Origin of the sequence: Dysgonomonas sp. Marseille-P4677 (assembly GCF_016652235.1) — a bacterium.
Lineage (GTDB): Bacteria > Bacteroidota > Bacteroidia > Bacteroidales > Dysgonomonadaceae > Dysgonomonas.
This window is the reverse complement of sequence record NZ_JAEPKU010000143.1, coordinates 1-10,835: the sequence shown is the minus strand read 5'-3', so window position 1 is coordinate 10,835 and position 10,835 is coordinate 1. Positions and strand designations below refer to the sequence as shown.

Annotated in this window: 8 protein-coding genes; 1 reads left to right on the top strand and 7 read right to left on the bottom strand. The window is 37.9% G+C overall.

Going from position 1 to position 10,835, the window contains the following annotated elements; all coding sequences use genetic code 11:
* The 6 genes from JGH11_RS17140 to JGH11_RS17115 all read right to left on the bottom strand — a co-directional run.
* Nucleotides 1-519 (bottom strand): DUF5106 domain-containing protein (locus JGH11_RS17140; RefSeq protein ID WP_201113848.1); only part of this gene is annotated, 519 nt, incomplete at its 3' end.
* A gap of 38 nt (nt 520-557) precedes the next feature.
* Nucleotides 558-1,694: a clostripain-related cysteine peptidase gene (locus tag JGH11_RS17135; protein ID WP_201113847.1), complete on the bottom strand. Its 1,137-nt coding sequence runs from the start codon at nt 1,692-1,694 to the stop codon at nt 558-560.
* A 131-nt stretch (nt 1,695-1,825) separates the two neighbouring features.
* Complete coding sequence (locus JGH11_RS17130; protein WP_201113845.1) at nt 1,826-4,735, bottom strand: FISUMP domain-containing protein; 2,910 nt, start codon at nt 4,733-4,735, stop codon at nt 1,826-1,828.
* Nucleotides 4,736-4,809: 74 nt separating this feature from the next.
* Nucleotides 4,810-5,757 carry a FimB/Mfa2 family fimbrial subunit gene (locus JGH11_RS17125; protein ID WP_201113843.1) on the bottom strand — a complete coding sequence of 316 codons (948 nt, stop codon included), beginning with the start codon at nt 5,755-5,757 and terminating at the stop codon, nt 4,810-4,812.
* Between the two features lie 148 nt (nt 5,758-5,905).
* Entirely contained in the window at nt 5,906-7,036 is a 1,131-nt protein-coding gene (locus JGH11_RS17120) for a hypothetical protein (protein ID WP_201113841.1), read from the bottom strand.
* A gap of 298 nt (nt 7,037-7,334) precedes the next feature.
* Nucleotides 7,335-7,703, bottom strand: a complete 369-nt coding sequence (locus JGH11_RS17115; protein ID WP_201113839.1) for a DUF3868 domain-containing protein — start codon at nt 7,701-7,703, stop codon at nt 7,335-7,337.
* A gap of 389 nt (nt 7,704-8,092) precedes the next feature.
* On the opposite strand from JGH11_RS17115, the gene JGH11_RS17110 reads away from it, so the two are divergent.
* Nucleotides 8,093-8,995, top strand: a complete 903-nt coding sequence (locus tag JGH11_RS17110) for an AraC family transcriptional regulator (protein ID WP_201113837.1) — start codon at nt 8,093-8,095, stop codon at nt 8,993-8,995.
* Nucleotides 8,996-9,295: 300 nt separating this feature from the next.
* On the opposite strand, the gene JGH11_RS17105 is transcribed toward JGH11_RS17110, so the two are convergent.
* Nucleotides 9,296-10,639, bottom strand: coding sequence for a site-specific integrase (locus JGH11_RS17105; protein ID WP_201113835.1), 1,344 nt, complete (start codon nt 10,637-10,639; stop codon nt 9,296-9,298).
* Nucleotides 10,640-10,835 lie beyond the last annotated feature (196 nt).

Sequence of the window (10,835 nt, the reverse complement as noted above, 5' to 3'; positions counted from 1 at the left end):
ACTAATAGTATCTTCTTGAATGTAACGAGCAACAGGGATATAATACTCGTCATTCCGCATGGGAGAGTTCGGATCGTATAAATAGTCTTTGTATAAACGGAGGAAATAAGGATACATCTTTCCGGTACTATCTTCCCTGACAGCCCTATCCAGCATTGCTGTAATGGAAAAATATACCTTTTGTTTATCTGCATGATGCATGACTTCAAGATAATCAACAAAAGCTTGCTCTGTAATATCAGGTAGATGTATATACCCGGTATCACTGAAATTAAAGTTATCCCAATAATGGGGGACCAGATAATCAGCTCTTTGAGATGGAGTGGCTAGCTCATCCGGAATCGTAATCTTTTTAAACTCCTTCTTTAGAGGATCATGTTCTGTAACAAAGGTATTTTTACTGGATTCAATATTCTTACTGTTGCATCTATTGAATATAAGAGGTATTATTATCAATAAGACAGCTGGATATATCATCCACATAATAGAAAATGATATCTTGTATTCTTTTTTATTCATAAGCTTTTATTTCTATACGTAAGGAACATACTTCATTATTATCTTGTTGCTTTGTACCACTCTAACTCCATGTAGTTTTCATTGAGTCTGTTATATTGTTCTTGCATGATATAGGTTGTAAGTCCTGAATATTGAGTGATGGCAAAACCGTTATAATCTTGTATGAAATAAGGTGTAGAGGCTTTCCATACAACACAATCGTCGATAAGGTGCTGTAGCTCCTCTTTTTGTTCTTTTGTTTTAAGCAAACAGGAGTAATAACCTTCGAAATCAGCAAACAGATGATGACCATTCCTGTCAAAATGCTGAACATCATTAATGTTTACTCCTTTTGAGAAGTCACAGTTTATCCTGACATAAGCGGCGAGGCTTTCCAAGTTACTTGTCCGAATCACCGATAAAGTAGACGAACGCATATAGCCCGTTTGACTATCAAAATAGGCGAAAGCTTCTTTCATAAATTGTATAGGATCGCCGTATGCTAATTCACTTATATGTTTTTGATAGATAGCCGTAAATCCCGGAGATACTATTTCGGCAGAGGATGCAGATATATAACAGGCTTTATCTCTCAGTTCGTATGCAACTTCTATTCCAGCCATAAAGCAGGTCTCAAAAATGATGTATTCAAAAGCCTTGTGGGGAATAGCAGCAGCGAAACTTGTAAGTTTCATTCCTAGCCCATTGTCTGATAAAACCATCTTGTTTTGAGATTTTGACTGAGTATCCATTAACGTATTATCCGGTAGCCAACCCGAAGCATGAGAGAAAATAAGCAGGTTATATTTTGCATCTGGATACATGGTTCTAGCCTGCATGATTACGCGACGGAATACATCCGGATCAGCCGAATTTTCGGTGCTATATTCTTCTATGGTTTCTAAGGTATTATTATCCGATATTTGTAAAAGACGAGGAGATATATCCGTTGCATCCTGGTAAATAAGTATCTTACATTCTTGAGTCGCTTTCCATCCCTGACGGATAGCTTTAAGTTTCTCATGGCTTTCTTCCGACAGATTGTTGTCCCCTGCCATATAAACCAGTAAAACCTTTCGGACAGTTTCCGGTTGATCGGACTCTTCTTCTTTACAGGATGTGAACATCCAACAAAAAAAGAATACGGTACATACCTCAATAATTTTTAATTGTAATTTTCTTTGATCATATTTCATAAATGCGCCTCTTCTTTGTATTATTAAAAAGATCCCGCGAATCTCCCGACTCACGGGATGCTTAACACAAACTTTACAAAACTACATACCCCAGGGTATTTTTTATATTAGTGGATATCTATTTGGTTTACTTATTCTACAACACAGCGAACTGAAAATGCATATCTGCGAACATTAGTGGCTTTAGGATTAATTGAACCCTTATTAAAATCCAGCATATAGCTATTATTTCCAGTATTATTCGGTGAACCGGACCAATAAAACCCGTTCGAACCGACATTGGACAGATCTCCATCGTCATTATAGCGATATCCTGCAGCGGGGAAATATAAATAACTTTCACTTTTACTTCTTTTACCGGGCTTTACAGTAAATCTCCCATCGGTTTGATTAACATCACCTGTTTGTGGAATCCATAGACCACCAATATTTTCACCATAATTTTCACAGTTGTTTGCTATAGCATCAAATTCAGCAGATGTAGGCATACGCCATTTCTTGCCTGCTGGGGCCCATCCTTTCTCAGTTAAATGTTTGCAGATATCCCCCAAGCCGGTAGCTTCATCTGTCGTTTCATATAGGTAACTACGATCTCGGACTGACTTACCTGAAGGAATATATGACGTTATGATATTTGTAGCATCACTAATGTGCGGTAATGTTCCCCAAGATGTATAGCCTAAATATGCAGGTGTTGAAGTACCACCGGAAGGTGGGTAAAGCAACATGTTTAAAGACCATTTACCCCTTAGTGAAGTAATACCATATAGGCTACCCCATTGGAAAAAAACACCCTGATACTGACGATGAGTTGTTACGCCGACATCATCAAAAGTGAGTTTTGTTCCATCCCAATAGATATTGGATCCGGCCCATCCCTTGTGTGTTGTTGGATAATATTCAGCATGAATATCAAATGTAATAGGAATATCTTCAAAACTCTTAGGAGTAGTTGTACTTTCGATAATGAGTGTTATTTTTCCTGTAACATGGGTAGATTTCTCGTTTGTTTGGAAATGGATATCTGTACCTATATTCGTATTATAACCACCCATCGTGCCTACGCGAAGATTGTCGTCTTCTTTGAGATTCAGTAACGTATAGCCTCCTAGTACCTCTTCGTTAATAGACTTGATGCGCCAACCTGTGTTGCTACGTATATTGAAAGTATATGCCCTTCCAAGAAGATAGTAGGGCTTGACATCTGCTATTACTGTATCTCTCTTTACAGAATGACGAAAAATCAATGTCTTATTTTTGATTCTTATACCATCTGTAACAGAAAAGGTATAAATGGACGAACGTTGGAAAAAAGGGTCCGTATTTAACTCTTCTGGTGTGATAGACCTAGGGCGGATATCACTAAAGTTTTTTTCACCTAAATATGATAAAAAATCACCGCTGACTCCCAAAGATTGAGAACCTCCAAATTCAAAAGATTTTCCAAGTGTATTACTAAAATAGATTAATCTGGACTTATGAACATCACACGGTTGCCATCTAAATTTAAGACCTTTTGGCTCAGGTTGGATGTTGTTTGTTATCTCGTAAGGAGTAGAAACAAATTCCAACAAGCTGATTTCTTCATTATCTTCATTCATTATTGAAAGATCCAGCTCACCTAAAATATCCTGAGTAACTTTTACAATATAGGTCAATCGCTCTGCTGTAATATGGAGTTCTGCTGTGCGTTTATTTAAACTGTTGTTTTCTTCAGGTTTAATGTAAATTTTTTCTGTAGATTTTGAATATGTTAGCCATGGGGTAACTCCATCTTCATAAACAGTTGATATATTATAGCCTCCGGGATAGTCTGTAACTATATATAAGGCATATTTTTCCTTAACTGAAGTATAACCTGCTTCTCGGGAGAAGAAAAATTCACTTTGTGAAACCCCAAGATAATACTGATCGTTAACCACGAAATCGGAAAAACGTCCGTCATCCCACTCGATAATGCTTGCCTTTATATTAACTGGCCGTGAATTGAATGCTTCCTCAGGAGTACCTAACCCGGATGCACTTACATCGGTGATGGTTACCCTGTAATGATGGTTACGCAACAGGGCAAGGTAAGTTGTATTTCCAGATGTCGTATTTGAAAAATCGACACGGTAGAACGTTTCCTTTTCCTGTGGATCATTCCCATAAACCCCTCCGATAACAAGACAGGTATTCTCTGTCAATGTAGAAGAAGTCCCGGCAACAGCCTCGAATGCATAGATCTCCCCAACGCAAGAGACATTTGTTGTAGTAATAGTATTATTATCATAAATAAGAGGACCCTGCATTTTCTGAGCCGTCACCGGAACTGATGGTTCTGTTATAATAACTTCATTCTGAACTGTATTCCAATTGGTGTCATCAGGAACGACCTGCCCCTTATCGTTATTATTATAAAGACGAACACTTTTTAGTTTGAACTTAGTCTGGCTGGTGGCACTTAGAACTACATCGACCTTTGCGACCATACGGACCAAATTTACAGAATTATTCTCTGCCATGGCGCTGTTTACAGTTATATCGTTGATCTCTCCCCACATCGGGATACCGATGTAACCGGACGAGCCCGGGGAAGTATTCCATTTTCCATTGTTTGTTATTAACAGCTTTGAACAGACTTCATCTTTCGGATCGCCTACGGCAATTTCATTAAGGGCATTACTTACAATACTGTTGCTATTGGCAAGGAGTACCATATGTTTGTATGTGCCTTCAGGGACTTTGGCCGTGAAAGTCTTTATCTTACTGTCTTTATCGTCGGTGATGATTTTATTTATATAGATCGGCTGATAAATATATTTCCCTTCCGGATCGAAGAGTAGGACGACTATATTTTTAACCTCGTTTTCGTCAACCTCATTCAATGCATAAGTTTTAGGAGTTCCTGAGCCGGGAACACCAACCGAAAAACTGACAAGTTTCTCTTTTCCTCCCGATATCTTATGGTGCTCGTTCTCGTCGGTGCAGCAGTAAAGCATACTTAAAATAAGTAGTAATGCTAATGCTTGGACCCCTTTGTTTATTTCGGTAATATTCATTGTTGTTTAATAATGTAAGTTTTATATAATAGGTTCGGGTGGTAATACCCTCTTTGTTATTTATTATTAGGTGTTTATGTTTCCGGTCCTATGGGATTCTGACCCCAATCAGGAAGTGTAATTTCAAATGAGCCTTGTTTGTATTCTAAAAAAATTGGGATTCGAAGGTCCGAAGAACCTTGTAAATCAATATTATTTTTCCTGATGAAATCTTTAAGATTGATAGTTGTCAGCGTACCTCCGTCGGATTGTTTTTTTATAATAAGTTGCATCGGTGTATCTTCTCTGAAAACAGGAGTGTTAAATTCGGCTATGGACAGTTGTTCTCCATCAATTGTAGCCGGTTCTGCAATTTCACCGTAGCATACAGGATCACCGAATGCCTGTAATTCAAAATTATAAGAGGGTGGAATATCTGTCAATTCGATCACCGGGGTAAGGGAAGTCCCTTCATCAGATTTGTCCTCGAATCCTTTGATATATATTGCAATTTTGATATGTGCCCTGCCAAAAGAGACAGATGCGCTTGTTGTTCCTTCTATGGGGATGGTTGCTATAAATTGTTGTGAACGTAAAGGTTCGGATATCATTGCAGGAGCATAATATAAAGGATCTCCATTCGTCGGATAATATTCCGTATCAGAAGAAATATTGCATAAAGAAGCCTCACTGAAAAAACAGCCGATAGACAAGTCTCTGAATTCGCACTTGTCCGCCGCATTTCCCCAGAAAATTATACGGTAAGTTCCTGGAGGCAGACTTAGCTTTGTACCTGCAAAAACAGACAATGCTTCTGTCTCCTCACAATGACTTGTTACAAAACAGCCATTCTCATCGAAGACAAATAGGTTGACTTTATTTATTCTGTCGCAGAAGATATCCTGCCCCTCATTGTCGGTGTACAGGAATTCAATTATCAGATTATTATCTGCTATATGCCGACATGAACTTAGATCTTCGCCGATACAACTGTGTAGAAGTATGACTGAGAACAGTAACAAGGCTATATGGAACATTCTCATAGTTTATTCCTTAATTATTGAATTTCTTTATATAAATACCGCATATTTCCGGCTACAGAGGATTTAGCGGTATTTATGCTTTTAAAAAGATCACTTATACTATCCGGCAGGAATGTTACTATCCTGCCGGATATGTAAAATTTATAAATTAAAGTTCAGGAGTTACAGCAACCGGCACCCAGTTGGCCAATGTAACTGTCACTTCAACATCGATAGTAGATAAGTTCGGTGTACCAGCCAGATCTGTTTCATCAAAGTTGAGAAGCCCCGTAGAAATACTATATACTTCTCCTGCTTTGATCGTTTCCAAAGATGCTCCACCTTCCTTCTTGAATCCTTTAATAGTGATAAACTGTTCGTTGGGGTAAGTGACGCCACTAGCTGTAGTTGTCGTGATATCCGTCAAACGAATAACGATACGTGGAACTGCGCTTCCTGCAGCAGTAGCAAAGACGTTATATCCCCAAACGGCTCCGGTTGGAGGTGTAACAGTGTTATTATCGGCGTTTAAATCTGTATACCAATCATAGATAAATGGCTTAAGGCTCTCCGGATATGCTTCACTGTTATCATTAAAAGCAATGGCACTGGCTCCATTGTCTTTTAGGTTACCGGCAGTTACACTTCCATTTACGGTTGCTTGTGAGAAATAATTGTCTATGAAAATACCGGCTATTTTGAATCCTGTAATTACGTTTCCAGAAGCTTTAATATCTGTCAATTCGAAACGGGCTACGACAGGTGCCAGGTTTACCGTACAAGTGTAGTAGGCATCAGGATTTTCCGGATCCTCAGGAGAGGTGAGGGAGGTTGTTTCACCATACAGGCTTACATCAGTAATAGTACCCTGTGTTTCCACATTAAGGACAACTGCTTTTACCGCTGAAATATTACCTGATGTCGGAAGATTATCGAGAGTGTTTCCTACAATATAGACAGCAGACACATCACCAGGAAGATTGGAAATGGCTTTACCTGTTGTTGTCAGTTCTGCAATGTTTATATCATCAGTTGCTTCCGTACCGATAGTATAATGGGATTTAATAACTCCATCGTTATCAGTAAAATACAACAATCCCTTTGAGAATGTTACAGGGCCAGTCCCTTGCACAGAACCTTCGGCATAGGTGGCAGGACTGCTGCCGCTTATTTTTAAGAACAGGCTTTTGGGAGTACCTTCACCCTCTCGTACTCTGATTTCATCATCATTCGAGCAACTGCTTAATCCAAATATAAGAGCAGTAGCCATTAGTGTTAAATGCTTGAATTTTGTTTTCATTCTTTTCTTTTTTGTTAATAAATTGATTTAGTTAAAAATTATGAATCTATACTTAATTTAATACTGTAACGCACATATAACCAGGATTGAATGTGTTTTCCATATTTCAGCAAGATAGCATACTCACTGATAGCCATACGAAAAACTGGAGGTATCCCTCGGGCAACGACAGCTTTTTTTAGTCCTTCTGCGCTAAGATTGCTGTATATTAAGGCCCTTTTATATAGTTGGGATGTAAAGGCACAAGGGCAAAACAAAGTATAGCTGGTAGTAATGTAAATTGTTTAATCATTGCACTCTAAGATTTATTTGAAATAAGACACGCGACCTTGGCTTCGGCCATCCATTCTTCATAATCCATGCATACACGGTACGGATAATTAATCCATGAGCTATTTACGGCTTTGAGCATTTTATAAAATTTGTAACCTGAAAGTAGATTACGACCGAAACCATATATAGCAAACTTTTGTGAACGGTAACGGCGATAGCCTGCTATAAGTACCGAGGGAAGTTCCAAACGGTATTCGTTATTACTAAGTATGGGAGTACACATAAAGAATTCGTCCTTGCCTACATGACGACAAAGGATCGACATGTCTGCTTCGATATAAAAACGAGAATCTTTTTTCTCCAATGAAACGGGAATAAATTCTACTTGATACATATTCCTTACGTTATTAAACTTTTTTTCTGATACTGTGTATGTTTTCTTCCTGAAAAACCTCTCCAAAAGGGAGAATATGAATGTTTTACAGGGTCTATGATGCCGGTTCTGTCTAATTGACTCAATACATCCTGACACTTATAAGGTGTCGGGATAGAATCCTGATATGCTGTAACATATACATTATCAATCACTCATGTGTAAGAGATATAATGCTCAAAATACGTTTGTGTAATTTTTATTAAACATCACTTCTCTCACCCCCCGGGATAAGTAATTTATTTATTTGTTATAGCATTGATAATCAGTGGTAATAATCCTCTGTGTAAGTCCTGATGTGTTTATTGATTAATTAAACATATATTAAACATACCGATAACCAATTAATTATGGAAATGTTATACAAAAACGAACATGAAAATTGCCCCAATCATGACAACGGGTCTAGCCCTACCATCGAGATAAAAGAGCTGGCCGAAGGTGAGGTATTAATAGGGCAACCCAATGTTGGTAGAATTATCTTCCTGTTGGAAGGGCATGTAAACTATTCTTTCGGATCTTTTAACGATTGCGTTATGTCCCGCAAGCAGATGCTTTTCCTGCCTCCCGACTATCATTTTAAATTTAAAGTGAGTAAAGATACATGTATTGTTATGATCCGCCTACTGGATAAGATACAGCTTTGTGAATCTTACATGCTCGAGAGCCTCTTACATCAGACAATAGGAGTAAACAGAAATCAATCAGGCAGGAGTCGAAAAGAACCCGCCTTGTTGAAGATGAACGAGGCGATGGATATTTATATAGACGGTTTAATGTTCTTCATGCGTAAAGGAATATGTTGCAAATACTATTTTAAGACTAAAGTGAAAGAGCTTTTCTATTTGTTCAGAGCGTTTTATCCGAAAGAAGACCTTGCTATGTTTTTCAAAAAAGCATTGAGTCTGGATGCCGGATTTACTTATTTAGTTATCAATAACTACTATAAATACAGAACTTTCTCGGAAATGGCAAAGGCTATGAATATGAGCCCTTCCGGTTTAGAGAAACGATTTAAGAAAGCGTTTGGAGTTTCAGGTTACAAATGGATGAATGAGCACAGAGCAAAAAAAATATACTACGCTATTTGTAACGAAGATACTCCTTTAAAGAGTTTGAGTGTAAGGTTTGGCTTCGCAACAAAATCCAGTTTTAATGATTTTTGCAAGAAGAATTTAGGTTTTACACCCGGTCAAATTAGAAAAAATGCCCTTCAGGGACCAAATGATGAACAAGTGGGAGATAATGAGTAGCCGATTTTTTTTTCATTAAGAGTACCTTTGCTTTCGGTTATGTGTTAAAGATTCTATCCCGACACCTTATAAGTGTCAGATTGGGGCTTATCATAAAAGTATTCCCGGCTTTTCAGCTAAATTTAAAATTTAACGATTCAAAAGGCTGGTTAGCAGATAAAATGATATATACGGGCAAATTTAAAAATAATTTTGTTTTTTCACCAAAGAAAAAACAAAAAAACACTAGTCTATTTTATTTATATGAATAAATAGTTATTTGATAAATAGATGTTTAAGTCGTTTATTTGTACTGGAATTTTATGTGGAAATATAATTATTGGTAGATACTGTAGGCGAATTAAGTACTGCCATAGCTATTTGCTCATTGGCTTTATCCAGAGTTGACAGATCGAAAGAGGCCAGATAGGTATAAGTCATTTTTTCAGAGGAGTGTCCCAGGCCTTCACTGATAACCCACAAAGGAAGATTTTGCTTTTTTCCAATAGTAGCCCAGCTATGCCGTGCGACATGTGTGGTAATTTTACAACCTATATCTGCTATCTTAGAAAGTCGTTTCAACCGACGGTTTTGAATATTTAAACCACTTTCGTATTGTATCCGTGCTGGCTTGTTTTTCGAGCATATTACAGGAAACAGATAGGGGGAGTTTCTTACTTCATCCGAAAAACTGTCTATTATTTTCTGGAGTGAAGAGGTAACTGTAATTTCGATTTTTTGTCCTGTTTTTTTACGGTAATAGCTAATTACCCCGTGACGGATATTCTCTTTACGCAGGTAGGCCATATCCACAAAACTCATACCCCGTGCGAGAAAACAAAAAAAGAAATAACGCCAACTTTCGTACAATCCCTTATTACCCAGATAATAAGGATACTCTGTATTTGTTGTAATACCTTTACTGCCTGACTCAATTCCGGAGATATCTTTGCTTTCGAGTAACGAGATGAAGTCCAGACTATAGAGTTGCTTGATTTTATCACTGTCCAATGCGCGTTTACGGGTTTGCTGAAATCCGGTAAAGACTCCCTCGAAAGGGTTTTCCCGTTTAGCTTCGATCAGCTTATTCTTAACTGCTTTACGGTAAATGGCCCGGAGCATACGCATATAATAAGAGATGGTGTTCATTGCTTTACCACAATCCTTCAGATAAGATTCAAACTCCTTTATCATGCACATATTGATATGCTTCAGTGGGATATCCTTTCCTTTATTGAAGCGGATAAGCATACGCGCTGTTGTACAGTAAGCACGTGCTGTTCGTTCTTGCCCGGAGCGGAACATATTCCGGGACAGTAACTCGACAAAACCATGCAGGCTACTCAGACTACGACGGTAGCGGTAACCCAGTATAATATCCTGAAGGCTATAACGTCCTGATTTTTCTAACTTTCCGATGGTTTCTTCAAACTCATCCTTATAGTGGCGCAATATCTCACTTGCTTTGCACAGACTATAATAACGGTCGGTATCCTCTTCGGGCAGAATTATTTGCTGTAACCTGTCATTCCACTCTTCTGGGTAAAGACGGACTGTGCTGGTCAGTACCTTGACTTTTCGGGCATGGATAATACGTACACAGATACTACCCAAATGGGATTCTCCTCGTGTGGAGTGACGTAAGAAAAATTTTAATGTTGCCATAAATTAACTAAGTTATAATATTAATTGTTATATGATCATGTGACTTATTCGTTGCTTTTAGGAATATACATCCGTCATGTAATAAATAATTAACGTTACTATACCCTAACGATTCGTTGTCTTTAATTGGAAATAAAATGACTGAGAATGTCTTTATATAGAAAATAAAAAAACTCTCTAAAATTCTATTTTAGAG

Coding starts and splice junctions, on each gene's coding strand:
- JGH11_RS17105 (WP_201113835.1), bottom strand. CDS start 10,639: ATGGCAACATTAAAATTTTTCTTACGTCACTCCACACGAGGAGAATCC.
- JGH11_RS17125 (WP_201113843.1), bottom strand. CDS start 5,757: ATGAGAATGTTCCATATAGCCTTGTTACTGTTCTCAGTCATACTTCTA.
- JGH11_RS17130 (WP_201113845.1), bottom strand. CDS start 4,735: ATGAATATTACCGAAATAAACAAAGGGGTCCAAGCATTAGCATTACTA.
- JGH11_RS17110 (WP_201113837.1), top strand. CDS start 8,093: ATGGAAATGTTATACAAAAACGAACATGAAAATTGCCCCAATCATGAC.
- JGH11_RS17120 (WP_201113841.1), bottom strand. CDS start 7,036: ATGAAAACAAAATTCAAGCATTTAACACTAATGGCTACTGCTCTTATA.
- JGH11_RS17135 (WP_201113847.1), bottom strand. CDS start 1,694: ATGAAATATGATCAAAGAAAATTACAATTAAAAATTATTGAGGTATGT.
- JGH11_RS17115 (WP_201113839.1), bottom strand. CDS start 7,703: ATGTATCAAGTAGAATTTATTCCCGTTTCATTGGAGAAAAAAGATTCT.